24 protein-coding genes are annotated in these 25,604 nt (G+C 63.2%); 16 read left to right on the forward strand and 8 right to left on the reverse strand.

Annotation, left to right across the window (positions count from 1 at the left end):
* Positions 1-22: 22 nt before the first annotated feature.
* From V1278_RS20435 to V1278_RS20455, 5 genes are all read right to left on the reverse strand, one after another.
* Positions 23-967, reverse strand: a complete 945-nt coding sequence (locus V1278_RS20435) for an NUDIX hydrolase (RefSeq protein ID WP_442893753.1) — start codon at positions 965-967, stop codon at positions 23-25.
* 44 nt (positions 968-1,011) lie between these two features.
* Complete coding sequence (locus V1278_RS20440; RefSeq protein ID WP_334382027.1) at positions 1,012-1,437, reverse strand: hypothetical protein; 426 nt, start codon at positions 1,435-1,437, stop codon at positions 1,012-1,014.
* A 238-nt stretch (positions 1,438-1,675) separates the two neighbouring features.
* Entirely contained in the window at positions 1,676-2,956 is a 1,281-nt protein-coding gene (locus V1278_RS20445) for an O-acetylhomoserine aminocarboxypropyltransferase (protein ID WP_057844256.1), read from the reverse strand.
* Positions 2,957-3,109: 153 nt separating this feature from the next.
* Positions 3,110-3,694 (reverse strand): CoA-binding protein, encoded by a 585-nt coding sequence (locus V1278_RS20450; RefSeq protein WP_334382028.1) that lies wholly within the window; start codon positions 3,692-3,694, stop codon positions 3,110-3,112.
* Positions 3,695-3,829: 135 nt separating this feature from the next.
* Entirely contained in the window at positions 3,830-4,654 is an 825-nt protein-coding gene (locus tag V1278_RS20455) for an enoyl-CoA hydratase (protein WP_334382029.1), read from the reverse strand.
* A gap of 87 nt (positions 4,655-4,741) precedes the next feature.
* On the opposite strand from V1278_RS20455, the gene V1278_RS20460 reads away from it, so the two are divergent.
* The 4 genes from V1278_RS20460 (at position 4,742) to V1278_RS20475 (ending at position 7,720) form a co-directional block, all read left to right on the forward strand.
* A complete protein-coding gene (locus V1278_RS20460; protein ID WP_334382030.1) occupies positions 4,742-5,170 on the forward strand; it encodes a PaaI family thioesterase in 429 nt (142 codons plus the stop codon).
* 154 nt (positions 5,171-5,324) lie between these two features.
* Positions 5,325-5,789 (forward strand): 50S ribosomal protein L13, encoded by a 465-nt coding sequence (gene rplM, locus V1278_RS20465; RefSeq protein ID WP_028345742.1) that lies wholly within the window; start codon positions 5,325-5,327, stop codon positions 5,787-5,789.
* Between the two features lies 1 nt (position 5,790).
* Positions 5,791-6,267 (forward strand): 30S ribosomal protein S9, encoded by a 477-nt coding sequence (gene rpsI, locus V1278_RS20470; protein ID WP_028345743.1) that lies wholly within the window; start codon positions 5,791-5,793, stop codon positions 6,265-6,267.
* Between the two features lie 238 nt (positions 6,268-6,505).
* Positions 6,506-7,720 carry a GGDEF domain-containing protein gene (locus V1278_RS20475; protein ID WP_334382031.1) on the forward strand — a complete coding sequence of 405 codons (1,215 nt, stop codon included), beginning with the start codon at positions 6,506-6,508 and terminating at the stop codon, positions 7,718-7,720.
* Positions 7,721-7,754: 34 nt separating this feature from the next.
* On the opposite strand, the gene V1278_RS20480 is transcribed toward V1278_RS20475, so the two are convergent.
* Positions 7,755-8,576, reverse strand: coding sequence for an IclR family transcriptional regulator (locus V1278_RS20480; protein ID WP_334382032.1), 822 nt, complete (start codon positions 8,574-8,576; stop codon positions 7,755-7,757).
* A 133-nt stretch (positions 8,577-8,709) separates the two neighbouring features.
* On the opposite strand from V1278_RS20480, the gene V1278_RS20485 reads away from it, so the two are divergent.
* The 7 genes from V1278_RS20485 to V1278_RS20515 all read left to right on the forward strand — a co-directional run bounded on the left by V1278_RS20485 (position 8,710) and on the right by V1278_RS20515 (position 15,822).
* Positions 8,710-9,633: a dihydrodipicolinate synthase family protein gene (locus tag V1278_RS20485; protein WP_334382033.1), complete on the forward strand. Its 924-nt coding sequence runs from the start codon at positions 8,710-8,712 to the stop codon at positions 9,631-9,633.
* Between the two features lie 25 nt (positions 9,634-9,658).
* Entirely contained in the window at positions 9,659-11,122 is a 1,464-nt protein-coding gene (locus V1278_RS20490; protein WP_334382034.1) for an FAD-binding oxidoreductase, read from the forward strand.
* A 2-nt stretch (positions 11,123-11,124) separates the two neighbouring features.
* On the forward strand, positions 11,125-12,237 hold the full coding sequence (locus V1278_RS20495) for a four-carbon acid sugar kinase family protein (protein ID WP_334384221.1): 1,113 nt from the start codon (positions 11,125-11,127) through the stop codon (positions 12,235-12,237).
* Positions 12,234-13,265 (forward strand): 4-hydroxythreonine-4-phosphate dehydrogenase PdxA, encoded by a 1,032-nt coding sequence (pdxA, locus tag V1278_RS20500; protein WP_334382035.1) that lies wholly within the window; start codon positions 12,234-12,236, stop codon positions 13,263-13,265. Before V1278_RS20495 ends, pdxA begins: the two co-directional genes overlap by 4 nt.
* 19 nt (positions 13,266-13,284) lie before the next feature.
* Complete coding sequence (locus V1278_RS20505) at positions 13,285-14,415, forward strand: iron-containing alcohol dehydrogenase (RefSeq protein ID WP_334382036.1); 1,131 nt, start codon at positions 13,285-13,287, stop codon at positions 14,413-14,415.
* Positions 14,416-14,475: 60 nt separating this feature from the next.
* On the forward strand, positions 14,476-15,447 hold the full coding sequence (locus V1278_RS20510) for a Bug family tripartite tricarboxylate transporter substrate binding protein (RefSeq protein WP_334382037.1): 972 nt from the start codon (positions 14,476-14,478) through the stop codon (positions 15,445-15,447).
* Positions 15,448-15,585: 138 nt separating this feature from the next.
* Entirely contained in the window at positions 15,586-15,822 is a 237-nt protein-coding gene (locus tag V1278_RS20515; RefSeq protein WP_334384222.1) for a hypothetical protein, read from the forward strand.
* Positions 15,823-15,832: 10 nt separating this feature from the next.
* Here the strand turns inward: V1278_RS20515 and V1278_RS20520 are convergent, their stop codons facing one another.
* Entirely contained in the window at positions 15,833-17,986 is a 2,154-nt protein-coding gene (locus V1278_RS20520) for a carboxypeptidase regulatory-like domain-containing protein (RefSeq protein WP_334382038.1), read from the reverse strand.
* A 214-nt stretch (positions 17,987-18,200) separates the two neighbouring features.
* On the opposite strand from V1278_RS20520, the gene V1278_RS20525 reads away from it, so the two are divergent.
* Positions 18,201-18,503, forward strand: coding sequence for an antibiotic biosynthesis monooxygenase family protein (locus V1278_RS20525; protein WP_057839131.1), 303 nt, complete (start codon positions 18,201-18,203; stop codon positions 18,501-18,503).
* Positions 18,504-18,508: 5 nt separating this feature from the next.
* On the opposite strand, the gene V1278_RS20530 is transcribed toward V1278_RS20525, so the two are convergent.
* Entirely contained in the window at positions 18,509-19,636 is a 1,128-nt protein-coding gene (locus V1278_RS20530) for an AI-2E family transporter (RefSeq protein WP_334382039.1), read from the reverse strand.
* Positions 19,637-19,782: 146 nt separating this feature from the next.
* Here V1278_RS20530 and V1278_RS20535 point away from each other — a divergent pair, with 146 nt between their 5' ends.
* The 4 genes from V1278_RS20535 (at position 19,783) to V1278_RS20550 (ending at position 25,433) form a co-directional block, all read left to right on the forward strand.
* On the forward strand, positions 19,783-20,478 hold the full coding sequence (locus V1278_RS20535; RefSeq protein WP_334382040.1) for a hypothetical protein: 696 nt from the start codon (positions 19,783-19,785) through the stop codon (positions 20,476-20,478).
* A gap of 123 nt (positions 20,479-20,601) precedes the next feature.
* Positions 20,602-21,372 carry a gamma-glutamyl-gamma-aminobutyrate hydrolase family protein gene (locus tag V1278_RS20540; RefSeq protein WP_334382041.1) on the forward strand — a complete coding sequence of 257 codons (771 nt, stop codon included), beginning with the start codon at positions 20,602-20,604 and terminating at the stop codon, positions 21,370-21,372.
* Between the two features lie 117 nt (positions 21,373-21,489).
* Positions 21,490-23,382 carry a hybrid sensor histidine kinase/response regulator gene (locus V1278_RS20545; protein WP_334382042.1) on the forward strand — a complete coding sequence of 631 codons (1,893 nt, stop codon included), beginning with the start codon at positions 21,490-21,492 and terminating at the stop codon, positions 23,380-23,382.
* 827 nt (positions 23,383-24,209) lie between these two features.
* The gene (locus tag V1278_RS20550; RefSeq protein ID WP_334363015.1) at positions 24,210-25,433 is read left to right on the forward strand and encodes a glycosyltransferase family 87 protein; all 1,224 of its coding nucleotides are present in this window, start codon (positions 24,210-24,212) and stop codon (positions 25,431-25,433) included.
* Positions 25,434-25,604 lie beyond the last annotated feature (171 nt).

The raw sequence follows: 25,604 nt of genomic DNA on the forward strand, positions 1-25,604 counted from the left end.
CTTATCCTGAGCATAATCGAAGTCAAGTGCGCGATAAGGGAAGTTTGGTTCCGGCGATCGCCCGCTCGGCCAGCACGCCGTGGCGGAACCTGAACAATTTGGCGGGGCGGCCGACGGTGTCGGCGGCGATTGCGCCAGTTTCCTCAACGAGTTGCTGCTGCTCGATCAGGCGCCGAAAATTCTGTTTGTGCACCAGCCGGCCTGCAAGCGCCTCAACGCTGCGTTGCAGTTGCAGCAGGGTGAATTCCGCCGGCATCAGTTCGAACACCACGGGGCGGTATTTGATCTTGGCGCGCAGGCGCGCGATCCCGGTGGCAAGAATGCGGCGATGATCTCCGGTCATTGGCTTACCCGGGATGACGGTCGTGGCGGCCGCGCCGTCACGCACCGCTTCCGGGATCAAGCCGGCTTCATAGAGCAGCTCATAGCGCTGCAGCACCAGCTCCTCGTTCCATTCGCGATCGTCGAGGCCAAACGTGATGGCGGCGCGCTGCCAGCGTTGGCGCTGCAGGCCGGTGGTCTCAGCGGATTTCGCCCACGCCCGCAGCCGCGACGCCAATGTCTTGGCCAGTGAAGCGGGAAGGCCGGCCCGGCGATCCTCCCATGGAAAATACTCGTACCAGCCGGACCAGTGCGCCTCAAAACCCTGGCCGACCTTGTCTTCACGAGTCAGGCCCAGATAGCTGATCGAGATCGAATGCGGTGACTTGGCATCTCCTGCGCGCCCACGATCGGCAAACGTGTAGAGCTGCTCGACATAGCCGAGCGGATGGCCGGTCTGCGCCTCGACCCAAGCCCGCAATCCCGTCTGCAGCGAACGGTGCGCGAATTCGAACGGGCCGCTCGGCAGCGCGCCATCGTTGGCGATGGTCATGATCTTGGGCTCGCCCTCGGTGACGGCGACGAGGACGGCGACCAGATCCGCCGTGACCGCGTTGGCAGAACCTGTTGCCCTGTCTTTCTTCAATGCCCCTGCCACCTCTGTTGTCCGTCTCCGTCGCTGATGGGCCGTTAGCAATATCCGTACACGCCGCAGGCGTAGGGCAGGCGAGCCCAGTAGGGTGTATAGGAGCCGCCATAATAAGGGCCGTCATAGCTGTAGGAATGGCTCGTTCCGTAATATCCGGGCAGCGTCGACGACCCGGGCAGCAATGGCGTACCCCTGACCAGCGGCACGTAGGGCATCACGCCCACCGGCTTGATCAGCACTTCGGGCTCGTCTTCGGCGACGACCACCAGTTGGCGGCCGCGCCGCACGTAGAGCGGTGCGGCAGGGGCGACCGTGGTTCGGTAATTGTAATGCGCCCGGGGTAGGCCCGGCGGCAAATTGCTGGCGGCACGAACCGTGGCGCGCTTGGTGGCGGCGGGGCCGTCGGCGGCGACAGCGGTTCCGATCACGAACGTCGCAATCAGCAATGACATCGTCCAGCGCAGCATGGTTGGCTCCGAATCGTTCGGGGGCGGGTCCCCGCCACTTTATGCCGGAATGACCTTTAATGAGAGGCTTGTTACGGCGGGTTGGGGTAGACGATCGGGCGACTGACTGCCCGCTCCGTCATTGCGAGCGCAGCGAGGCAATCCATCTCTCCGCTCGGGGATACAATGGATTGCTTTGTCGCTTCAGCGCAAAATTGCTTTGCAATTTTGTCGCGAGCTCCTCGCAATGACGGCGGTATCACGCGCTCAGCGCCTGCTCCAGATCCGCGATCAGATCCTCCTTGTCCTCGATGCCGATCGACAGGCGCACGACATCAGGCCCCGCGCCGCTTCTCACCTTGGCGTCGTCGTCGAGCTGGCTGTGCGTGGTCGAGGCCGGGTGAATCACCAGCGAGCGGGTGTCGCCGACATTGGCCAGATGCGAGAACAATTTCAGGTTCGACACCAGGCTGACGCCGGCGTCGTAGCCGCCCCTGAGGCTGAAGGTGAATACGGCACCGGCGCCCTTCGGCGCGTATTTGCGCGCGAGCTTGTTGTACCTGTCGCTGGCGAGGCCCGCATAGTTCACCGATGCCACCGCGGGATGGCCGGCCAGAAATTCCGCGACCGCCTTGGCATTCTCGCAATGCTTCTGCATGCGCAGCGGCAGCGTCTCGATGCCGGTCAGGATCATGAAGGCGTTGAACGGCGACAGCGCGGGGCCGAGATCGCGCAGACCCAACACGCGGCAGGCGATCGCGAAGGCGAAATTGCCAAACGTCTCCTGTATCCTGATGCCGTGATATTCCGGCCGCGGCTCGTTGAGCATCGGATACTTGTTGTCCTTCGACCAGTCGAAGGTGCCGGCATCGACGATGACGCCGCCGAGCGAATTGCCGTGGCCGCCCAAGAATTTCGTCAGCGAGTGCACGACGATGTCGGCGCCGTGATCGATCGGGCGGATCAAATATGGCGTTGCCAGCGTGTTGTCGACGATCAGCGGCACGCCGGCCTTGCGGGCCACCTCCGCGATCGCCTCGATGTCGGTGATGCTGCCGGCGGGGTTGGCGATCGATTCTATGAAGATCGCCTTGGTGCGCGGCGTCACCGCGCGCTCGAAACTGCCGATATCGTCGGGGTCGGCCCACGCCACGTTCCAGCCAAAGCTCTTGAACGCATGCGTGAACTGGTTGATCGAGCCGCCATAGAGTTTTCGCGCGGCGATGAATTCGTCGCCCGGCATCAGCAATTGCTGCAGCACGACGACTTGCGCGGCATGTCCCGAGGCAACCGCAAGCGCTGCGGTGCCGCCTTCCAGCGCCGCAATGCGCTCTTCCAGCACGGCGGTCGTGGGATTGCCGATGCGGGTATAAATATTGCCGAACGCCTGCAGCCCGAACAGCGAGGCGGCATGGTCGGCATCATTGAATACGAAGGACGTGGTTTGATAGATCGGCGTCACCCGCGCGCCGGTGGTGGGATCGGGCTGCGCGCCGGCATGCACGGCAAGGGTCGAAAATCCCGGGAGACGGTCGGTCATTCTTCTTCGTCCTGTTTTCTGGCTTGCTTGAAATGCGTTGAGGATGCTGATCGCAGCCGCGTCCGCCGTCAAGGCGAAGCGTTCTCATGCGGCGGATTGGAAACGGGTCTGCTTCGTCAGGCCGCGTCTTCGAAATAATTGTTTCTCATTGCTTCACGTCGGCTCGCCTTTGTTCTTTGCGGCGCGATCCGATGCTGCCGTTGCCCCGCCGCCGACGCTCATCCGGTTCAGCGACAGCCGCATGCCCTGCGTCGGGATCGGCGCGCGCTTCGAGCTCAGCGTGCGCGAATTGACGCCCATCCATGAAATCTCCGACGACAGCCGACCATACTCGATCTTCGGGCAGCGGTTCATCACCACCTTGATGCCGGCGGCCTCGGCTTTTGCGGCAGCCGCGTCGTCGCGCGCGCCGAGCTGCATCCAGATCACTTTTGGCAACGGCGACAATGTCAGGGCCTCGTCGACGACAGGCATGATGTGGCTGGAGCTGCGAAAGATGTCGATCATGTCGACGGGACGGCCGATATCGGACAGCGAGGCGACAAAAGGCTTGTCGAGCAGGTTTTTTCCGACATGGCCGGGGTTAACCGGAATCATGTCGTAGCCACGCTGCGCCAGATATTTGAACGCGAAGTAGCTCGGCCGCACATTGACCGGCGAGGCACCGACCATCGCGATCGATTTCACGGAGTTGAGGATGCCGCGGATGTAATTGTCGTCGTAAGTGTCGTGGTTCATTCTATCCTCTTGCGTCATTGCGAGCCAACGGGTCGGCGCGAAGCGCCGCCCGATGACAGGCTCCACGAAGCAATCCATCTATCCGTTATGCCGCGCGATGGATTGCTTCGTCGCTTCGCTCCTCGCAATGACGGCTCACTTATCCTGCCACTTCGGCTCACGCTTCTCGATGAAGGCGCCGATGCCTTCCTCGGCGTCGCGCGCCATCATGTTCTCGGTCATCACTTCGGCCGCATAGCGATAGGCCTCGGCGAGGCTCATTTCGGCCTGGCGATAGAAAGCCTCCTTGCCGAGCTTGACGGTATAGGCGGATTTGAGCGCGACTTTCTGCGCCAGCGCGATCGCCGCATCGCGCTCGGTGCCGGCGGCAACGACGCGGTTGATGAGGCCGATATTCTTCGCCGTCGTCGCCGAGATCGGTTCACCTGTGAGCAGCATCTCCATCGCCTGCTTGCGCGGGACGTTGCGCGACAGCGCCACCATGGGGGTCGAGCAGAACAGGCCGATATCGACGCCGGGGGTCGCGAAGCCTGCCGCCTCGGAGGCGACCGCGAGATCGCAGCTCGCCACCAATTGGCAGCCAGCGGCGGTCGCGATGCCCTGCACGGCGGCGACGACGGGCTTCGGCAGGTGCACGACAGCCTGCATCATCGCGCTGCAGGCGTTCATGATCTGCCCGAAATAGGCGCGCCCGCGATCGGCATCGCTGCGGCGTGCAGTCAGTTCCTTCATATCATGGCCCGCGGAGAACGCCGGACCGTTGGCCGCGATGACGACGGCGCGCACGCTGTTGTCGTCGTGGACTTCCTTCAGCGCGCCGTGCAGCTCGGCGATCAGGCTCTCCGACAGGCTGTTGCGCGCCGCCGGCCGGTTGAGCGTGAGCACCCGGATGCTGCCGATATTTTCCTGCAGCAGGATCGGAGGTTGCGGCGTGGGTGCGCGAGCAGTTTGGGCGGTCATCTCTGAGGTTTCCACTCCAAGATTTTCATTTTGGCTTTGATGACAACGTAATGTAACAGGCAGTCATAATCGAGGGGCAGGGGTGGCATGGCGGCAGCGAAAATGAGCGTGGCTGAGCTGGAAAGGTTCCTCCGCGAGGAATTTCCGCAAGCCTTCAGCGATGGCGATATCACCATCGAGAGCGCCGACGGCGAGACCTGCCTGCTGCGGCGGCGCTTTGACGAGCGCATGCTGCGTCCCGGTGGCACCGTGTCGGGGCCGACCCTGATGGCGATGGCCGATTTCGCGATGTATGTGGTGCTGCTCTCGGCGATCGGCCCGGTAGGGCTCGCGGTAACGACCAATCTCAATATCAATTTCCTGCGCAAGGGCCTGCCGGGACAGGACGTGCTGGCCGCGGCGCGCCTGCTGAAACTCGGCAAGCGGCTGGCGGTTGGCGAGGTCAACCTGCTGTCAGGCTCGTCGCCCGATCCGATCGCTCATGTGACGGCGACCTATTCCATTCCAAACACATAGGCTTTTGAACGGTAGTATTGCACCATATTTTTAAGTAATTGTTTTCATTGATGTAATCTGCGAACAATGGCGTTGACTGACAGCGCGCCGTTCTCTAGAAACCCGCCAGTTCGGCGCATCTGGCGCCGATTTCCATTTTCACGGATTTCCTCACATGAAAACCTATTCGGCAAAGCCCGCCGAGGTGACGAAGAAGTGGGTCTTGATCGACGCCAAAGGTCTGGTGGTCGGCCGTCTCGCCACCCTCGTCGCAATGCGCCTGCGCGGCAAACATCTGCCCACCTATACCCCGCATGTCGATTGCGGTGACAACGTCATCATCATCAACGCGGCGCATGTGGTGCTGACCGGTCGCAAGCGCGACAACAAGGTCTACTACAAGCACACCGGCTTCATCGGCGGCATCAAGGAGCGCACCGCGAAACAGGTCCTCGAGGGCCGGTTCCCCGAGCGCGTGGTCGAGAAGGCCATCGAGCGAATGATCCCGCGCGGTCCGCTCGGACGCGTGCAGATGGGGAATCTGCGCGTCTACCCCGGCGCCGAACATCCGCATGAAGCCCAGCAGCCCGAGAAGGTTGATATCGCTTCGATGAACCGCAAGAACATGAGGGCCGCATAAGATGTCGGATACCATGCAGTCGCTCGACCAATTGGCGTCGTTGAAGACGGCCGCTCCGGAAGCGCCGAAATACGTCAAGAAGGTCGACAAATACGGCCGCGCCTACGCCACCGGCAAGCGCAAGGATGCGGTCGCCCGCGTCTGGATCAAGCCGGGCGCCGGCAAGATCACAGTCAACACCCGCGAAGTCGAGATTTACTTCGCCCGTCCGGTGCTGCGCATGCTGATCCAGCAGCCGCTGGTCGCGGCCGCGCGTGCCGGCCAGTACGATGTCATCTGCACGGTCGCCGGCGGCGGTCTGTCGGGCCAGGCGGGTGCCGTGCGTCACGGCATCTCGAAGGCGCTGACCAACTTCGAGCCCGACCTGCGCGGCGTGCTGAAGAAGGGCGGCTTCCTGACCCGCGACTCCCGCACCGTGGAGCGCAAGAAGTACGGCCGGGCCAAAGCGCGCAAGTCGTTCCAGTTCTCGAAGCGCTAATTGCTTCGCTAAAATTTGCAGCGGATTGCTGCATTCACCGGACGAAAAAGAGGGCGCCGATCGGCGCCCTTTTTGCTTACTATTTAGTGATGGGTTACCACGGATTTTCGTGAAAAGTTGCTTACCTGCACAAACGAAATTGGAACACGGCCCTCCTAGTGTTCCCTGACGCGATGGCGCGAAATTGCATTTTCAGTGTGCGCCGAACAAGTTGCATCACACGCGTTCGGGTGAGCCCATGTCGTTCGATACTTCCACGCTATATTTATTTGCCACGATGGTTGCAGGCATGCTCGGGGCCATGCTGGTGCTGTTCGGCAAGCAGGAAAACATCCCGGCTTTGAAGTGGTGGGGAACGGCCTATCTGCTTGGTGCGGCCTCGGTGGCGGTCTGGACCATTGGCGGCGCCAAGCTCGGCGAGCCGCTATTGCTCGCGTTGCATGCGGTCGGCTTCGCGGCTTGTGGCATGGTCTGGAACGCCGCGCGCGTATTCCATGGCCGCAAGCCTAATCTAACGGGGCTTTTGCTGGGCGCGGTCGTCTGGGTCGGCGTGGTGCTGGCGGTGCCGTCCTTGAATCCCGCCATGCGGCTGATCATCGGTGCGGTGATCGTCGCGATCTATGCGGGACTGACGGCTTCCGAATTGTGGAGCGAACGACGGCGGACCATGCAAAGGCGCTGGCCGACCATTGCCGTACCCGTTGTGCATGGTTGCGTGCTGGCGTTGCCGATCCTGCTCGGCAGCTTGCTGCGTCCGCATGACGAAACTTTCGCCAGCAGCATCTGGGTGACGGCGTTCTCCATCGAACTGATCTTGTATGCGATCGGCACCGTGTTCGTGATCTTCATGCTGGTGTCCGACCGCGCCGTGACGGTGCACAAGACCGCAGCCTCGGTCGATCCCTTGAGCGGAATGTTGAACCGCCGCGGCTTTTCGGAAGCCTGTAACCGCGTGATCGAACGCGAGGCCGCCGCGGGGCGGCCGGTGACGGTGGTGATTTTCGACATCGACCATTTCAAAAGCATCAACGACCGCTTCGGCCATCCCGCGGGCGACGAGATTCTCAAATTGTTCTCCACTGTCGTGGTCAGCAATTTGCGCATCAGCGATCTGTCGGGGCGCATCGGCGGGGAGGAGTTCGCGGCATTGTTGGCGTGTCCGCTGGAAGAGGGCGTGATCGTGGCCGAGCGCGTGCGCGAGGCGTTCGAGGCATCCAACATCGTCTGCGAGGAGGGACCGGTCGACACCACCGTCAGCATCGGCGTCGCCGGCGGGCCGGCGGGGACGGAACTCGAAGTGTTGCTGGCGGCAGCCGATACCGCGCTCTATCAGGCCAAGCGCGGCGGCCGTAACCGGGTCGAGGCGGCGGAAGAACTGCCGCTGTCGCTCGAGAAGTGGCGGCGCAAGACCGCGGGGCGCGCAGCTTCGCATCGCCAGGTGCCGGCGACCTAGCGAAGAGCGCGGCTGCGCAAGGCGGGCTGAAGCACTAGTTCGATAGGCCGGATTTGATCGCGAGGTCCTGCACGACCGCCGCGACACGTATCAGTTGGGGCAGGGCTTGGTCGCGGAAGGCGGTCATGTCCATGCGCGTCGCATCGACCGTGACGCTCAAGCCGGCAGTCACCGAACCTCGCGCGTCGAAGATCGGCGCTGCCAGCGTGCGAAGACCGTAAGCGTTTTCGCCGTCGGAGATCGCGTGGCCCTGCTGCCTGACCAGGTCAAGCCGGTCGAGCAGGGCATCGATATCCGTCAGGGTTTTTTCCGACAATTTGATGCGTGGCCGCAATTCCAGCCGGCGGATCTGCTCGTCCCGCGGCAGATGCGCCAGCATGACGTGGCCGAGCGCGGCGCTGTAAGCCGGAATTCGCGTGCCGGGCCGACGGTCCATCTTGTGCCGGTCGAGGCCCGTGCCGACGCGCGCGAGATAGATCACGTCCCCCCCGTCCAACGCGCCGAGCGACGCTGCATCGCTCACTGATGGCACGAGGTCGCGCAGCAACGGCTCGGTCAAAGCGCGCAGCGTTCCCCCTGACAGCACCGTGTAGCCGAGATCGAGACACGCGACGCCGAGCCTGAACCGACGGCTCTGCGGAACGGGATGGAGATAACCAAGCTCCCTCAGCGTCTGGATCAGACGGAACGCGGTGCCGCGATCGAGATCGGCGCGCGCGGCAATCTCGCTGAGCGTCAGCTCGAAGGCGTCGCTCGAAAAACTCTGCAGAACAGCGAAGGCCTTGCCGACGGATGCGACGTGGTTCTTTGGATTTTTCGGCGCGGTGGTCGGCGCGCGCTTGGATGTCTTGGCCATCTCGTCAATGCCCGCTTGCAAGAACGACGGTCGCCTCCCCTTGACGGCGGCGGCGGTCCAGTTCTAGGAGAGTGCAAGTTACATAACAAATGTTCGCATTCCGAACAACGGGATTCGGGCGATCGGAGGATCTTTGTCGACAGCATCCCTGCATCCTCATGGCGTGTTCTGCGCGGCGCTGACGCCGCTCGACGCTGAACTCGCACCCGACCACGCACGGTTCGTTGCGCATTGCCGCTATCTCCTGAGCGAGGGCTGCGATGGCATCGCGATGCTCGGCACCACCGGCGAAGCCAACTCCTTCTCGGTCGCCGAGCGCATCGCGCTGCTTGAGGCGGTCGTGCGGGACGGCATCGCGCCGAACCGGCTGCTGCCCGGAACCGGAGTCGCGGCGCTCACCGATACGATTGTGCTGACGCGCCACGCGCTCTCGGTCGGCGTCGATACGGTGGTGATGCTGCCGCCATTCTATTACAAGGGCGTCACCGATGACGGTGTCTATGCATCCTACAGCGAAGTCGTGCAGCGGCTTGGCGATGCGCGGCTCAAGATCGTGCTCTATCATATTCCCCAGATGTCGATGCAGCCGATCTCGCATGCGCTGATTGGGCGGCTGCGCGCGGCCTATCCGACGACCTTTGTCGGCATCAAGGATTCCTCCGGCGACTTCGCCAACATGACCGCAATGGTCGAGCGCTTTCCGGGTTTTGCGGTGCTGGCCGGCGCGGATCCGCTGCTCCTGCCGCTGCTGCGCAGGGGCGGCGCGGGCTGCATCACCGCAACCTCCAATCTCGTCGCGCGCGATCTTGCCTATGTCTATCGGCACTTCCGCGATAGCGACGATGACGCCGGGCTTGCGGTGGCGCAGGCGCGAATCGTGAAGGCGCGCGAGCTCGTCTCACGTTTTGCGCAGATGGCATCGCTGAAGGCATTGGTTGCGCAGCACACCGGCCATGCCGGGTGGCAACGCCTGCGACCGCCGCTGGAGTCGCTGCCGGCTCCGCAGTTGAAAGAGTTGCTTGCCGACGCCGGCGCGTTTGCCGCCGCCAGCGTCTAGCGCGAGTGGGCGACGAGACGATCGGATGACCGGATCCTTCCAAAATGTGCTTGCTGGATTGGCGGCGATCGTCGGCGACAATTATGTCATCGATTCCGTACCTGATCAGGCGCCCTATGTGGTGGATTGGCGCGGACGCTACCGCGGCCGTGCCGTTGCAGTCGTCAAGCCCGGCTCGACCGCCGAGGTCGCGACGGTTGTCCGCTATTGTGCCGACAAGCGGCTCTCGATCGTCCCGCAAGGCGGCAACACCGGCATGTGCGGCGCCGCCACACCGGATGATGGCGCATACAATGTCGTGATCCGCCTCGACCGCATGCGGCACGTGCGTGACGTCAGCCCGCTCGCCAATACGATTACGGTGGAGGCCGGCTGTATCCTCGCCGAGGTGCAGGCTGCGGCCGCGGCTGTGGACCGTCATTTTCCGTTGAGCCGCGGCGCCGAGGGCTCGTGCCAGATCGGCGGCAATATCTCGACCAATGCCGGCGGCACGGCGGTGCTGCGCTATGGACCGATGCGGGATCTGGTGCTCGGGCTGGAAGTGGTGCTGCCGGACGGACGCATTTTCAATGGCCTGCGCGCGCTGCGCAAGGACAACACCGGCTACGCGCTCAAGCAGCTCTTCATCGGCGCGGAGGGGACACTCGGCATCGTCACCGCGGCGGTGCTGAAGCTGTTTGCGCCGCCGCGCAGCTCGGCTTTGGCGCTGCTCAAACTACAGAACGTCGACCAGGCCCTGCAGATCATGCAGCGCCTGCGCGGCGCCGTCGGCGATCGGCTCGGTAGCCTCGAAATCATGTCGCGCAGCCAGATCGAGGCGATCGCCGCGACCGTGCCCCATGTCACCATTCCCTTCGAACTCACGACGCCGTGGTACCTGATCGTCGAACTGACCGACACGCTGGCCGGGATCGATCTCAACGAGCCATTAGCCGCCGTGCTTTCTGATGCGATGGAGGCGGGACTGGCCGAGGACGCCGTGCTAGCCTCCAGCCTTGCCCAGGCGAAGGCGATTTGGGCGGTGCGGCACGGCGTGTCCGAAGGCAACAAGCGGAGCGGATATGTAGTCTCGCACGACAGCGTGGTTCCGCTGGAGCGACAGGCCGCGTTCGTCGCCAATGTCGAAGCCAGGATCATGGCGGCCGTTCCCCATGCGCGTGTGGTGATGCATGGCCATATCGGCGACGGCAATATTCACGTGATCGCCCTGATCGACCGTGATCGCTGCCGCGATCCTCACGCGACGGCCGCGCTGGTAACGCAGATCAACGAGATCGTAGACGACGAAACTGCGGCGCAGGGCGGCGCCATCAGCGCCGAGCACGGCATCGGCATCACCAATCGCGGCCGGCTCGCACGGGTGGCTGATCCGCTCGACATCGACTTGATGCGCGGCATCAAGCAACTGCTCGACCCGAACGGCCTGATGAATCCAGACAAGATATTCGCGAGCGAGCGCCTTGCGACTTGCAGCGCTGGAGCGGCATGACGATGACCAGCGTGCGCCTTCTTGCCGACGACCTCACCGGCGCGCTCGACACCGCGGCCGAGTTCGTCGGATTGTGCGGGCCGCTCGACGTAACCTGGGGAAAGGTGCTCTCGACGTCCGTGCCGGAAAGTCTTGCGATCGACAGCGGAACGCGCGAGCTCGCAAAGGCAGAGGGCGTCGAGATCGTCGGACGGCTGGCGCCGCTGCTGTGTGACGGCACGATTGCCTACAAGAAGGTCGACAGCCTGTTGCGCGGAGCGTGGGCTGCCGAACTCGGCGCCTGCTTGCGCACCGGCCATTGGGCCTCCTGCGTCGTTGCACCGGCCTTTGAGTACCAGGGACGCCGCACTTGCGACGGTCAGCAACTCGCCCGCACGTCGCAGGGCGACTGGCATCCGGTCGGCGCGAATCTTCTGGCACAACTCCAAGCGGAGAACATCCACGCCCGGCGAGGCCGGTTCGAGGCGCTGTCGCAGGGTGGCGTTCAGGTCTTCGATGCCGAGAGCGAACAGGATCTCGATCGTGTGGTCGAAATGGGCCGCCAGCTTGCTGCGCCCGTCCTGTGGTGCGGGAGCGGCGGACTGGCCGGTGCGTTAGCGCGCGGCAGCCACGCTGGCGCATCTCGGCGCTTGAAGAAGCCAGTGCTCGGATTGTTTGGCTCCGATCAGATCGTCACCGCATCCCAGCTTGAGGCATGCGGAGAAGCCACCGTCACCCTTGCCGAAGCCGAGGCCGGAGGTGCGGTACGGGTACACCGCAAGCTTGCCGATGACGGCGTGGCGCTGGTGAAGTTCTCGCTTTCCGAGGGCCTTTCGCGCGCGGAGGCGGCCCGGCGGATCGCGCGTGAAATGACCGCATTGATTGCAGCGCTTGATCCTCCCGGCACGCTGGTCGTGGCCGGCGGCGAGACCTTGAAAGCGGTTTGCATCGCTCTCGGTGCGCAGGCGTTGCGGGTCGCAGGCCGCCTCGTGCCGGGCCTGCCGCGCTCGACCCTGCAGGGCGGCCGTTGGGCTGGCGTTGACGTGATCTCCAAATCCGGAGCGTTTGGTACAAGGGAGCTATGGCGCGATCTGCTCCATGCCAATCAGTTGCTCAGCACAGGAAAACCGACATGACCTCTCGCCATCTCGCGATTACCATGGGCGATCCGGCCGGGATCGGGCCGGAAATTATCGTCAAGGCTTGCATCGGATTGCAGGACAGGATCGCGAGGGGCGATCTGCGCCTTCTAATCATCGGCAGCGGAGCTGCGTTGGAGGGAGCAAAGGCCACGCTCGGTACCGACGTCGCGATACCGCAGGTGAGCGCCGAAGACGGCGATTGGCCCAATCTCAGCTTTCTGCAGGCCGACGCTGAGGGCGCGCCGATCCATCCGGGCGTGCTGAGTGCCGATGGCGGCCGCTTTGCGTTCAAAGCGGTCGAGCAGGGCGTGCGGCTGACGCAGGCCGGCCGAACCGCGGCTATCGTCACGGCGCCGCTGAACAAGGAAGCGCTCAACAAGGCAGGCTATCACTATCCCGGACACACCGAGATGCTGGCCCATCTCACCGGCGTGCGCGGTTCTGTGATGCTGCTCGCCCATGGCAACATGCGCGTCAGCCACGTCTCGACACATGTGGCGCTGGAGGACGTGCCTAAGCGATTGACCCCGGAGCGGCTTCGCCAGGTGATTGATCTCACCAACGACGCGCTGCTCCGGCTCGGTATCGCGCATCCGAAGATCGCCATCGCAGCGCTCAATCCGCATGCCGGTGAGGGCGGGTTGTTCGGACGGCAGGATATCGACGTCTCGGCGCCGACCATCGCCAGGGCGGTTGCCGATGGACTCGACGTCGTCGGCCCGGTGCCGGGCGACACCATCTTCGTCAAGCTGCGCGCCGGCCAATTCGATGCGGCGGTCGCGATGTATCACGACCAGGGGCACATTCCGGTAAAACTGCTCGGCTTCCAGGTCGATCCCGCGACCGGTCGCTGGCAGGAGCTTTCCGGCGTCAACATCACGCTAGGCCTTCCGATCATCCGCACCTCCGTCGATCACGGCACGGCCTTCGACATCGCAGGCCAGGGTATCGCCAACGAGCACAGCCTGATCGAGGCCATCGACTACGCCGAGCGCCTGGCCGCCGGCATGTCGTCAACGTAACAATGAGATGAACGTCCAGATGACCAATTCCTTCACGGCGATCGAGATCCTTCGTCCTAATGCCGTCGAGTTCGGCTGTGGGACAGTCACCGCTGCGGCTCACTTCGCCAAGCGGATTGGCGCGCGGCGGCCCTTGGTGATTTCAGATCCCTTCAACGCACGGCGCGTCGATCAGTTGGCGCTGCCCGGTGCCGTCAAGTTGTTCGGCGAGGTGAAGCCCGAGCCGGATCTGCCCAACCTCGAAAAGGCGGTGGCGATGGCGCGTGACGCCGCGCCCGACCTCATCGTCGGTTTCGGCGGCGGTAGCGTGATGGATCTCGCCAAGCTGGTCGCCGTGCTCTGCACTGGTGATACCGCCTTTGCCGACATCGTGGGCGCCGAGAAGGTTACAGCCCGCAGTGTAGCGCTGATGCAGATTCCGACCACCTCGGGGACCGGCAGCGAAGCCGGCACCCGCGCGCTGGTGACCGATCCGGCCAGCCGCAACAAGCTTGCGGTTCAGAGTCGCTTCATGCTGGCTGACATCGCGATCGTCGATCCCGACCTCACGATGACGGTGCCGAAGGATGTCACCGCGACAACCGGCGTCGACGCGCTGGCGCATTGCGTCGAGGCTTACACCAACCGCAAGGCGCATCCTGCGATCGACCTCTACGCGATTGAGGGGGCGCGGCTGGTCGGACGCTATCTGCGGCGTGCGGTTGCCGATGGCAGCGACCGTGAAGCGCGTGCCGGCCTTGCGCTGGCCTCGCTTTATGGCGGCTATTGCCTCGGCCCGGTGAATACGACGGCAGGCCACGCGGTCGCCTATCCGCTCGGCACGCGGCATCATGTGGCGCATGGCCTCGCCTGCGCGGTGATCTTCCCGCATACGCTGGCGTTCAATATGCCGGCAATCTCGACGAAGACGATCGCCGTGCTGCACGCGCTCGGCTTGTCAGAACGTAACGTTCCAGCGGCTGCGTTCGACGCCGCTTATGGTTTCTGCGCCGATCTTGGCATCGAGATGCGGTTGTCCGCGCTCGGTGTTCCCAAAGATGATCTCAGCGTCATGGCGGGCGAGGCGCATGCAATCCGTCGTCTGCTCGACAACAACCCGCGCGATTTGAGCCGTGACGAGATTTTGAAGATGTACGAGACGGCGTTCTAGCCCGGCCGGCTGCGGCGCACGGCACCAACCAATAACAAGCAGGAAGCAGAGGAAACTTCGATGAGATTGATGAGGCTTATTGTTGCGTCGGTGATGCTGCTGGCGGCAGCGCCCACCAAAGCGGAGGACGCATATCCTCCCAGGCAGGTGACGGTGATCGTTCCCTTCGCCGCCGGCGGTACGGCGGATATCTTCGCGCGCATGGTCGCCAATCACCTGCAGGCGAAGCTGGGCAAGCCGTTTGTGGTCGAAAATGTCGGTGGTGCCGGCAGCATCGTCGGCGTGACGCGGCTGGCGCGGTCGGCGCCGGACGGCCTGACCTTGGGCCTGGCGAGCACGTCCGCGCTTGCGATCAACCCGTCGCTGTATGGTCCGAAGCTCAGCTATCAGCCCGATAAGGATCTGCAGCCGATCGTCCAGATCAGCGTCGTGCCCAACGTGCTGGTCGTCAATCCCGACAAGATCAAGGCGCGGACCCTGCCGGACCTGATCGCTTATCTGAAGGCCAATCCGGACAAGGTCTCGTTCGGTTCGGCGGGTGTCGGCACTTCGCAGCACCTGGCGGGTGAGTTGTTCCAGCAGATGACCGGCACCAAGATGGTGCATGTGCCCTACAAGGGCTCGAGCACGATGCTGACCGATCTCCTCAGCGGCCAGATCGACCTCGCGTTCGACAACGTGCCGCTGCTCCTGCCGCAGGCGAAGACCGGCAAGCTCGCGCTGATCGCAAGCGCAACGCCCAAGCGCGCGTCGTTCGATCCGAATCTTCCCACCGTCGCCGAGCATCTACCCGGTTTCGAGGCGGTCGCCTGGCACGGCTTCTTTGTCCCGGCCGCCACGCCGAAGCCGATTGTTGAAAAGCTGTCGGCGGAGATTAGGGCCTTCATGCAGCAGCCGGAGACGGTGCAGAAGATGGCCGAACTCGGCGCCGACGCCGTGGCGCTCGATGCTCAACCGTTTGCGGCCTACATCGCATCGGAGACGGCGCGATGGAAGAAGGTCATCGAAGCCGCCAACATCAAGCTGGAGTAGCGCTTGTCAGCGCTGACTGAAACATTACGCGTGAACAAGGCGATACGTCCGGAGACTGATTCAGCACTTTTGAATTGGTCTCCGGATGAAGCTGGCGCGGTAACCTCCCGTTTACCATTCCATCCATATCATCTGCGTATGGATTCACCCCGCAGACGAAACCCACAGGCTGCCCTGATGTCGCTCGAAGCGGCCGCAGCCTCCGCCCGCGGCGGGTTTGGTTGCATGTTCTCGACCTCGGAAGAATTCGAGATGGCGCTCATCACCGAGCGCCGTGCGCAGGGGCGTTACGTTCAGCGCAGAATGCGCTGGCCTGCCATCCTGTTCATCGGCTTTGCGCTGATGGTCGCCGGCACGGCGCTGCTGTTCGGCTAGCCGCTATTCCTCACTTCGCCAGTGGGTCGGGGCGTACCTGAATATGCACCGCCCGCGGCTTTGAGCCCTTGCCGCCCTCCATCAACCAGGGTGTGCGGTCGCCGCTCGAACTCCAGAGGCCACGGCCTTTCCAGCCTGCGTTTGGATCGTCAATGCGGCCGTCGAGGCCCTTGGCGAAAAAGCCGAGCGGATAGGGGATGCGCAACATCACCATCTGCCCGTCCTTAAAGGCGACGAAGCCGTCGTTGAGGTTGGCGGTGGAGATCGGGATGTTCTCGCCGAGGCCGCCCGTGTTGTGGTGATCGACCCAGGTGTAATAGCTCGCCTCGGCGCTGGAGTTCTCGAACCCTTCGAAGCCGGGGCCAGGATATTTGAAGTAGGCGAAGCCTTCCGGGCAGTGATTGCCGGTCGCGCCCGGCCCGTTCAGCGGCGCCTTGCACTTGCTGCGATCGAAGCGGATCAGGCTGCCGTTCGAGCCCGAGCCCCAGAGCACGCCGTTCTTGTCGATATCGCCGCCGCGGATGCCGATGCCTTCCTTCGGTATCGCGTAAAATTCCGAGAGCTTGGTCTTGGGATCGAACCGCATGAAGCCGGGTGGACCGACGAACACGTTGACGGTGTACCAGACCGAGCCGTCGGTCGGATGCGGCATCACCGCGTAGGGGCCGGAGCCCGCAATGCGCATATCCTTGCCGACCTCCGCCGGCTTGCCCGGGTCGGTATATTCGTCGACCTTGCCGTTGCCGTTGGTATCGAGCACGAATGGTGCCCATCCCTGCGCTTTGACGGCATCGCCGGTCTCGTCCCATAGCCTGGTGTTCACCCATCCGGCGACCGGGCCGGTCCCCGAGAGCCACAGCGTATCGTCGGCGTCGTAGCCGAATTGCGGATGATGGGTGCCGAAGCAGGTATCGACGAAGCTGTACTTCTGAGTCTTGGGATCGAATACCGACACTTGCCGGCCTGAGCGTTCGAGCGGAAACGCCTTGGCCGACGGGTGATCAGATCCCTTCTTGCAATACGCCGGATTTTCGATGCCGCGCACGGCCGCCGCCAGCCACAGGCGGCCCTTCTTGTCCAACATGCTGTTGTGATTATTGGTCCGCTGGCTCCAGATCTTCTCGTCGCCCCAATAGGCCGAAGGGCTGACCGGATTGAGGAGGGCCGTGCCATGCAGGGGAGGGCCGAACGATTCCGGCGCGTTGGGATCGGCGACCGGCATCTTCGAGAACGTCACCTTGTGCGTTTTGGGATCGAGGATCGGCATGTCGTCGGAAGAATATTCGTTCGCCCCGAACAGCGGGCCGTAGGCGTTGACGGTCGGATAACGCCGGTCCGAGGAGATCAGGTCGTGGACGAAGTGCTTTTCGGTCGCCCACTCCCAGGACGAGATCACGACGTTGCGCTCGATGCCGGCCGGCCGCGGCGGTTTTTCTTTCGGCAGCTCGCCCTTGGCCACCCGGTCCGTCCAGTCGCCGAAATATTTGAACGGCACGCCGCCCATTTGCCCGGCGAGCCGGTTCACCATCCATTCGCCGGTTTGCCCTGCGGCAACGCGGCGCATCCAGGCTTCCTCGCCCGATTTGAATTCGCCGAACGCGGCCGGGATCGTGCGGGTGGATTCCTGGCCGAGCTGATGACAGCCGATGCAGTCGACATTGTTCATCCGCTGGCGCCAGATCTCCTGCGTGATCTCCTTCGGGATCTCGGTGGAGCCGCCGAAATCTTTTGCCGGCGGGATCTTCATCATCGTGTACCAGTAGATCGCCGAGTAATAATGAGCGGCCGCCGTCTCGTTCGGCGCCGGGACCGCCGTGAGATTGACCTGTTGGCCGGGCTTGGCGCGCAGCTTGGGTGAATCCACGAGGCCATAGCCGCGAACCCAGATCGCGTAGTTGACGTTCGGCGGCAGGTCCGGGATCACGTAGCGGCCCTGGTCGTCGGTGACGACGATCTTGGCGAATTTCGTCGGCAGTTCGGTGGTCTCAGCGATGACCCAGACGCCGGCCTCCGGGCCGTTCGGTCCACGCACCACGCCGCCGATATCGTCATTGTCGATGGCGACTGCCGCTGGCTGCTGCGCATGCGATGGCGCCGCCATCAAGCTCAGTCCACTTGCCGCCGCAGCCAGGGTGAAGGAGAACAGGATCCGACCGAGATTCATCGCTTCTCTCCCCGTGACCACGAGCTTGTTGTCGCTCGTTGCTGGTGCAAGCCTACACCAGACCAGGGTTGCGGCGGGAGCATGTCACTGGCGCGGTTTCCTCACGCTTGCGGCATTGAGAGCCACCGTGCATCGCAGCAACACCTATGCATCCGCCTTTTGCTTTTGAGGCGGCTGGGTTAGACACGCCAATTCTCACGAGAGGGCGTAACCAATGATCACCGAAATCGCGCAAATCGACGTCAAACCGGGCACTGAGAAGGATTTTGAAGCGGCCGTCGCCAAGGCGCGCCCGCTGTTCCTGCGCGCCAAGGGCGGCAAGGGGTTTGAACTGCACAAGTCGATCGAGAAGCCACAGCGATATCGGCTGGTGGCGAAGTGGGAGACGCTGGAAAACCACACCGTTGACTTTCGCGGTTCGGAAGATTTCACCGCCTGGCGCGCGCTGGTCGGCCCGTACTTTGCTTCGCCGCCCGAGGTCGAGCATACCGAGACGGTGCTGACCACGGCGGACTGAAGCCATCAGCCGGCCGCTATCGCGGCCGGCGCCGCTTCCGCCTTGAAATGATCGATCATCACCTTGGCGATCGCCATCAGCGGCAGCGCGAGCGCCAGCCCCCAGATGCCGAAGACGACGCCGAGCAGGATCTGGAACGCAAACAGCGTCGCAGGCGGAATGTCCAGCGCCTGCCGCTGAATGATCGGTGTCAGCACGTAGCTTTCCAGCGCGTGCACGCCGAGGAACAGGATGAAGGCGGAGAGCCCCGCGACCCATCCCGACGCGAGACTTGCGAGCACCACGATCAGCCCGCCGAGGATCGCGCCGACCGTCGGGATGAAGGCGAGCAGCCCCGCCTGGATGCCCAGGATGAACGAGCTCTGGATGCCGATGATCGATAGCCCGATCCAGGTCACCAAAAACACCGCCACCATGGTGATGATCTGCGCGATCAACCAGCGCTCCAGCGTCTCGCCGATCCGATCGACGATCGCAACCGCGCGCACGCGATGCTTCACGGGCGCCACGAACAGCAGTCCGTTGCGGTAGACGCTTGGCTGGGTCGCGAAGGCAATCCCCAAAAACAGCACGATGAAGAAGTTTCCGACTGCGCTGGCGGTGCCGAGAATCAGTTTCAGGCTCTGGCTGAAGATGGCGCCGCCGCTGGCCGCAATCGTGCCGGCGCTGGGAAGCGTGTGCGGCGTCGGCGTCGCGGCGGGCGCCGGCGTGCCATCGTCCGACGTCGACGACAGGGTGCCGAAATCGAAAAAGCTGGTGTCGATGCCGTTCCGCTCCAGGAAGCCCTTGACGTTGACGAGCTGCGATTTGAGCGTGTTGCTCAACGCCGTCGTCTGCTGGGCGATCGTGGTGCCGCCGAGGAAGACGATGCCCGACAGCATGCCCGCGACTACCAGGCAGACCATCGTCAGGCGCAGCGCATGCGGCAGCCGCACCACGCGTCCAAGCAGATTGCTCATGGCGTTGAGCGCGACACCAAGCAGCATGCCGGTAAATATCAGAAACAGTGTCGCGGCAAAGTGCCAGGTGAACACGAGCAGCGCGGCGAACAGCACGACGCCGATGCCTCCGACCGATATCGCCCACGCCAGATCGTTGCGGGCCTGAAGGCGATTGTCAGCCGGACCTTTCACGTTGATTCCTTTTCGCAGAATGTCGTCTGCAGTCTTTCGCCAAAAACGCCGCCGGGATCAAGCGGGAGCGCACGCGCCGGTTTGACGCTGCCACGTCCGGTATGCCAAGCGGTAGACGAATCCGACATGGCGCCGGCGAGGACGAGATGAATTTCAAATGGTTCGGCCCGATTGCGCTGTTGGCGGCGCTGGTGATCGGCGACCAGATCAGAATCAACCGTCCCGCCCACAAATATCGTCTGTCGGTCGATGTCGAGACGCCGCTTGGGCGCAGATCGGCATCCGGCGTGGTGGCCGTTCATCCCGATCGGAGCTACACCCGCCGCGGTCAGACCCGCACCGTCGGCGACGCCATTTTCGTCGATCTCGGGCAGGGCAAGAACCTTGTCGCGCTGCTCGCGCATGTCGACAACAACCTCGTGCTGGATGACGTGAACTACGTGGCCCTGCGCGCCTATACGGCGGCGGCCGGCCAGCGGGTCTCGTTTAACGAGATGAGCCGGTTGACCGGCGTCGTGCCGGTAAAGGACGCGCTGATCCCGGTGCTCGTGACCTTTACCGATCCGGCCAACCCCGGCACCGCGCGGCGGGTAGCACCCGACGATGCGGAGGCCGTGCTCGGCAGGGGCTATCGCCTTCAGGGAATATCGGCTGAAGTGGTGCCGAACGGATATTGGCCGGTCGATTTCGGCGGCGCGCTGGGCGAGCCGGTCACGCGTGGAATTCAGGCGAAATTGCCATGGCTGGGTGATGCCGGCAATTCGGCTGCCGCGGCGCTCCGGGCGGCCGGTTTGCCCGGGGCCGACAGCATCGACGCCCGCGAGGCTTTCACGCGAAAATAGCAGGGCAGGCCCGCAGGCCGCTGCCGGATATTGATCCGCCGCCGGCTCGCGGGCATTATCGTCTGCAATGGCGGCCCAACCCAGAAGGTCCTTGCACAGGACGATGACAGCGGAAAATCGGCGATGAGACGACCCGTGGTCGGTGTGATCGGGAACGCTTATCGCGTCGAAAATCGTTTTCAGACCCAGATGGTCGGAGAGCGCAATCTGCGCGCGGTCACCGACGTGGCGGGGGCGCTGCCGCTGATGTTTGCCGGGTCGCCCGAGATTACCGACATCGGCGCGCTGCTCGACGTCGTCGATGGCATCGTGCTGACCGGCGCACGGGCCAATGTCCATCCGACCCGCTTCAAGACCGAGCCGCATGAGAGGCACGAGCCCTACGACATCCACCGCGACGACCTCGCGCTGGCGCTGACGGAGGCCTGCGTTGCCCGCGGCGTGCCAATCTTCGGCATCTGCCGCGGCCTGCAGGAAATGAACGTCGCCTTCGGCGGCTCGCTGCATCCGGAAATCCGCGAGATTCCCGGCCGCATGAACCACCGCATGCCGCGCCTGGAGAACGGCGAAATCCATCCCGACCCGACGGTCGTGTTCGCCGACCGCCACGACGTCCATCTCACGCCCGGCGGCACCTTTGCAAGCCTGCTCGGCTGCGAAACCATCCGGGTGAATTCGCTGCACGGGCAGGGCATCCTTGAACCGGGGAGGCGCGTCGTCATCGAAGGCATTGCCGAGGACGGCACCATCGAAGCGATCCGGATCGCGGACGCCCCGAGCTTTGCGCTCGGTGTCCAGTGGCACGCCGAATATGACCCGCAGCGCAATCCGATCAATCGCAAGCTGTTCGAGGCGTTCGGGGCGGCGCTCAAGGCGCACGAGCGGGCGAGGTGACCGGACAGACGCGCGTCCCGGAGCGACCTCATCCGTAATCCTACGGGGCCGAAAAGATGGGATCGGCTCCGGGAAGTCGGCTAAGTCACCCATCAACTCGACACTGGTAAAGCCGCCATGACGCAACCTGGACGTCTCGCGCCGGCGATGATCTTGCTGGTCCTCGTGACGTCCTGCGTCGTGAGCGCAGTAACCTATTTCCTGGCGACGCGCGCCCCCTCGCTGGGGCCGCTGGCGATCATCGTCGGCGCCGCGCTGGCGAGCGCTGCAATCACCGGCCTGCTTACGATTCTTGCTGCGGCGAGGCTTTGGCACAGGCTTTCCGATGTCGCGGGCCTTGCGGATGGACGCAACGGAGCGGAGGAGGGACGCGCTGACCAGACGCTGATCGACAGCGACATGGCGCAAGCCATTATCGAAGGCTCGCTCGACGCCTTTGTCCAGACCGATGAGCGCTGCGTCATCCTCGGCTGGAGCCCGCATGCCGAGGCCCTGATGGGATGGACGCGCACTGAGGCCGTCGGCCGGAGCATGGACGAACTGGTGTTTCCGGAATCGCAGCGCGCGGTGCATCGGCAATGGGTCGATCGCTTCCTGAGCGAGGCGGCAGCCAGCCCCGTTGGCGGGCGATACGAAGCGCCGTTGCTGCACAAGGACGGCCGCGAATTCTTCGCCGAAATATCGCTCACAGCACTGCGCCGCGGCGAAGGCTACATCATCAACGCCTTCGTCAGGGACATCACGGCCAAGCGCGCCGCGGAGGAGCAGTTGTTCCAGGCGCAGAAGATGGAATCGGTCGGACAACTGACCGGCGGCATCGCCCACGACTTCAACAACGTGCTGACCGTGATCACGGGCACGATCGAAATCCTGGCCGACGGCGTCAAGCATGATCCGGCGCTCGCCTCGATCGCCCGAATGATCGGCGATGCCGCCGATCGCGCATGCCAGCTTACGGCCAACCTCTTGGCCTTCGCCCGCAAACAGCCGCTGCGCCCGCGCGAGACCGACGTCAACGCGCTGGTCGAGGAAGTGGTGCAACTGCTGGCGCCGACGCTCGGACGACAGATTCAAATCGAAACCGCATTGAGCGATCAGGTCTGGCCGGCTTGGGTCGACGGGAGCCAGCTCTCCTCCGCCCTCGTCAATCTCGCGATCAACGCCCGTGACGCCATGCCCGATGGCGGCAGGCTGCTGTTCAGGACGGAAAATCTCACGCGCGGTGAGCATGACGCCGACATGGGTGGGCTCGGCGCGGGCGCCTATGTCGTGATCGAGGTGATCGATACCGGCGTCGGCATTCCGCCCGCGATACGCGACAGGATTTTCGAGCCGTTCTTTTCGACCAAGCAATTCGGCGTGGGCACGGGACTTGGGCTGAGCATGGTGTTCGGATTTGCAAAGCAATCCGGCGGCAGCGTCGTGGTCGAGAGCGAGGAGGGCAAGGGTGCCTGCTTCCGCATCCTTCTCCCCAAGGCCGATACCGAGCCCTCGGACGCGCTTGGCGCGAGCGATGCACCGCCGGAGGCGGACGGCGAACTGCGGGGCGGAACGGACACCATCCTCTGCGTGGAGGATGACGACGTGGTGCGGGCGCACGTCGTCGGCCGGCTCGAAAGCCTCGGCTACACGGTCATTGCCGCCGCCAGCGCGGCGCAGGCGCTTGAGCTGGTCAACTCCGGTGCAGCATTCGATCTGCTGTTCACCGACATCGTCATGCCCGGCGCGATCAACGGCCGGCAGCTTGTGGAGGAGGTCGCCAAGCTGCGCCGGCCGCTCCGAGTGCTCTATACGTCCGGCCATACCTTCGATGCCTTTGGTTCGGGCGAGCGTCTCGGCGAGGGCGTGCTGTTGCTCGCCAAGCCGTACCGCAAGGCTGAATTGGCGCGCATGCTGCGCCTCTGCCTCGACCGCGCGATCGACCACATGGGCGACCCGATCCCTCTGCCATATTCGGTGCAGGAGGACGTAGATCGCTTCCTGAAGGAAAATCCGCCGAGGCAGGGGTAGGGCGCGATTCTCCGCGCAATGACGCGGAGATAGCGACGCAACACTTGACTGTCATCCCCGCGAAGGCGGGGATCCAGTACGCCGCGGCTTATCGGTTCAATCACTGCCGTCTCTGGGAACTGGGTCACCCGCCGGAGCCTGTCATCGGGCGCGCATTCGCGCGACCCGTTGGCGGGTGAACGACAACCGAGTATGAGTTCGCGATCTCGCGACGCTGATCGCCCGAGGTTTGCATCTTCGTTTGCTCCCTCTCCAAACAGAGGGCGCAGGGAAGACCGGGTGCTTGCTGCACCCGCGGTCTCGTGTGCCATTGCGCATAGCAAAAGCGCACACGAGCATACAGGTACAGCGGGAGCAGCCCGGCCTTCCCTGCGCAATGGCTTTACGGCTTACTTCGTGCTCTTCCCGGAGAACGGCTCTTTTGCCTCCGTCATCGGCGGGACACTTCCCGCCGACTTAACGCCAGCACCGCGGCGCCCGAACCACACGACTTCGCCGTACGCTTCCTGCGCCTACGTCTTGCGCATTCCGCGTCCATCGCATCTCACCGCACGTTCGTGACGATCGCGAGCCGCCCCTCATCTCGCCGTGAGACGGACGGAGTTATGCGCGTGATTTGGGTGAGAACGAAAGCGGAATATTTTTGATTCTTTTCGTTTCCTGGACTTGACACGATTTCTGAAAATCAGAAGTGATTTGCCCGTCGAAAGACGAGCAGCCGAATATTGGCATCCACGCGATCGTGCGCGACGATCATGGCTAGTCGCTGGCTAACTTCCTTGAATAGATCCTTTACTTTACCGTTGTACTGGTCGGGCATGACAACGTTGGGCCACCAAGCACGTGCTTCGGTATCCGAGAAGGTTTATGCGGTATTCACCGCGGCGGCTGCGGCTATCCTCGCCTTTATCGTCGCACTGGACTTCAAACTAGCGGCGGATCAGTCGTTTTCAACTTTCATTCTCGACCCGGGCGGTTTTCCAGTCGGTCGGGATTTTCTTAACACTTGGATGGGCGGCCGCTCGGTGTTTTCGAGCGGTCCTGCGGACTGGTTTGATTCCGACGTCTACATGGCTGCACTGGTGAAGGCGACCGGTATCTCCGATTTGGCACCAATGTATTGGTCGTATCCTCCGCATATTGTGCTCCTTATTTGGCCCTTTGGTTTGCTGGGCTTTTTGCCTTCCTACATAGTTTGGTGCGCAGTCGGGCTCGCGCTCTATGTGTGGGCGGCGATCGCGAGTGGCGTCGACCGAAAATACTGGTTATTTCTGGCGGTCGCGCCTGCTGTCACCGTGAACGTGTTCTTGGGCCAAAATGGATTCTTGACGGCTGCGCTTTTGATCGGCGGACTGGCAAATCTCGATCGGCGACCGATCATCGCCGGAATCCTGTTCGGTATCCTGACTATCAAGCCGCAATTTGGGCTACTGCTTCCGGTATTGTTGCTATTGGGCGGACACTGGCGCGTCATTAGCTCAGCGGTCGCTACAACGGTGTTGCTTGTCGCCGCGACTGCAATATGGTTTGGGCCGGATATCTGGATACAGTATTGGCAGAAGGTAACACCGCAACAGCATTACTTGCTGAACGTCGCCGGTATCAAGGGCTGGCCGATCGTTGCCTCAGCCTTTGTCAACGCTCGCCTTATCGGCCTGCCGGATAGTTGTGCCTGGGTGGTCCAAGCGGTGGTATCGGCCTGCGCTTTTGGCGCGGTTGTTTGGACGGTCTGGCGCAAGCGGGATCCGGTGCTCTCACAAGCGCTGTTCGTCACCGCGACTTTCCTGTTTTTGCCTTGGATAATGAACTACGACATGGTCGTGTTCGGATGGATTGTTGCGCTCTTGCGCCAGCGCGGAAACGAAACGTTTGTCGATCAATGCCTTTCGCTGGCGCTATGGATGTTGCCCATTCTGATGTTTCCATTGGGCTTTGCGCATATTCCCAGCGCGCTAATCATCCTGCCGCTGTTCGCGGCTCGTCTGCTGTGGCGGTTGGCCCATGATACATCCGAGCGAGCGTCATCAGCAGAGGTGCGGGTTGCAACGTAGTGGCGGGCATACCGCAAAAACAAAAGGCGCCCGAATGCAGGCGCCTTTCGTATCTTGCAACAATGATCCCGGCGGCAAGCCGCCGACTAGCAAGTAGCCCGCATGGGCGCAACGATATGCGGGGATGGCGGCAATCTCGGGTGTCGCTGCGCTCACCCGGGGCTACGCTTG

It is taken from the genome of Bradyrhizobium sp. AZCC 1577 (assembly GCF_036924575.1).
GTDB lineage: Bacteria > Pseudomonadota > Alphaproteobacteria > Rhizobiales > Xanthobacteraceae > Bradyrhizobium.

Bases quoted from the DNA above. Each gene is read 5' to 3' on its own strand.
- V1278_RS20440 (WP_334382027.1), bottom strand. From the start codon at position 1,437: ATGCTGCGCTGGACGATGTCATTGCTGATTGCGACGTTCGTGATCGGA.
- V1278_RS20445 (WP_057844256.1), bottom strand. From the start codon at position 2,956: ATGACCGACCGTCTCCCGGGATTTTCGACCCTTGCCGTGCATGCCGGC.
- V1278_RS20450 (WP_334382028.1), bottom strand. From the start codon at position 3,694: ATGAACCACGACACTTACGACGACAATTACATCCGCGGCATCCTCAAC.
- V1278_RS20455 (WP_334382029.1), bottom strand. From the start codon at position 4,654: ATGACCGCCCAAACTGCTCGCGCACCCACGCCGCAACCTCCGATCCTG.
- V1278_RS20460 (WP_334382030.1), top strand. From the start codon at position 4,742: ATGGCGGCAGCGAAAATGAGCGTGGCTGAGCTGGAAAGGTTCCTCCGC.
- rplM (WP_028345742.1), top strand. From the start codon at position 5,325: ATGAAAACCTATTCGGCAAAGCCCGCCGAGGTGACGAAGAAGTGGGTC.
- rpsI (WP_028345743.1), top strand. From the start codon at position 5,791: ATGTCGGATACCATGCAGTCGCTCGACCAATTGGCGTCGTTGAAGACG.
- V1278_RS20475 (WP_334382031.1), top strand. From the start codon at position 6,506: ATGTCGTTCGATACTTCCACGCTATATTTATTTGCCACGATGGTTGCA.
- V1278_RS20480 (WP_334382032.1), bottom strand. From the start codon at position 8,576: ATGGCCAAGACATCCAAGCGCGCGCCGACCACCGCGCCGAAAAATCCA.
- V1278_RS20490 (WP_334382034.1), top strand. From the start codon at position 9,659: ATGACCGGATCCTTCCAAAATGTGCTTGCTGGATTGGCGGCGATCGTC.
- V1278_RS20495 (WP_334384221.1), top strand. From the start codon at position 11,125: ATGACCAGCGTGCGCCTTCTTGCCGACGACCTCACCGGCGCGCTCGAC.
- pdxA (WP_334382035.1), top strand. From the start codon at position 12,234: ATGACCTCTCGCCATCTCGCGATTACCATGGGCGATCCGGCCGGGATC.
- V1278_RS20505 (WP_334382036.1), top strand. From the start codon at position 13,285: ATGACCAATTCCTTCACGGCGATCGAGATCCTTCGTCCTAATGCCGTC.
- V1278_RS20510 (WP_334382037.1), top strand. From the start codon at position 14,476: ATGAGATTGATGAGGCTTATTGTTGCGTCGGTGATGCTGCTGGCGGCA.
- V1278_RS20515 (WP_334384222.1), top strand. From the start codon at position 15,586: ATGGATTCACCCCGCAGACGAAACCCACAGGCTGCCCTGATGTCGCTC.
- V1278_RS20520 (WP_334382038.1), bottom strand. From the start codon at position 17,986: ATGAATCTCGGTCGGATCCTGTTCTCCTTCACCCTGGCTGCGGCGGCA.
- V1278_RS20525 (WP_057839131.1), top strand. From the start codon at position 18,201: ATGATCACCGAAATCGCGCAAATCGACGTCAAACCGGGCACTGAGAAG.
- V1278_RS20535 (WP_334382040.1), top strand. From the start codon at position 19,783: ATGAATTTCAAATGGTTCGGCCCGATTGCGCTGTTGGCGGCGCTGGTG.
- V1278_RS20540 (WP_334382041.1), top strand. From the start codon at position 20,602: ATGAGACGACCCGTGGTCGGTGTGATCGGGAACGCTTATCGCGTCGAA.
- V1278_RS20545 (WP_334382042.1), top strand. From the start codon at position 21,490: ATGACGCAACCTGGACGTCTCGCGCCGGCGATGATCTTGCTGGTCCTC.